Source organism: Exiguobacterium sp. UBA3968 (assembly GCF_002385115.1).
Lineage (GTDB): Bacteria > Bacillota > Bacilli > Exiguobacteriales > Exiguobacteriaceae > Exiguobacterium_A.
The window spans coordinates 14911-15390 of record NZ_DGCW01000010.1; the positions used below are offsets into that span (position 1 = coordinate 14911).

Sequence of the window (480 nt, forward strand, 5' to 3'; positions counted from 1 at the left end):
GCTGTCACAGGTCTCAGCGTTACGATCGTCTTCGATGCCTATCTTCAACCGGGACGTGAATCCCGGATGCAAAAAAGCGGGATTGATATCGTCTACACACGGGAGAACGAAACGGCAGATGAATGGATTGAAAAGACAGCTGCTGATTGGCTACAAGATATCCGAGTCAAGTTAACGGTAGCGACGAATGATTATACGGAGCAGTGGGTCATCTTCACGCTCGGAGCACTCCGCATATCGGCGCAAGAGCTCCGGCGAGAGTGGAAAGCGGCAGTCGCTGTCATCAAACAACAGACGACGTCTGCGAAGACGACGGCTCAACCGCGCTCGAAGATTGATTTACCAGAAGACGTCGTCGCACGTTTAGAAGCGATCCGTCGCCGAAAGAATTCAGATACATGATATAAACCATTCGCATGAGCGGATCACCGTTTTTCCTACTTTGGAAGAACGGTGTTTTTTTATGAAAAGATACATTTT

The 480-nt window shown here is 49.0% G+C and carries 1 protein-coding gene; it reads left to right on the forward strand.

The features are described 5' to 3' along the window. A partial coding sequence (locus B3S86_RS15170) for an NYN domain-containing protein (RefSeq protein WP_290754278.1) occupies nucleotides 1-402 on the forward strand: 402 nt, incomplete at its 5' end. Between the last annotated feature and the right edge of the window lie 78 nt (nucleotides 403-480).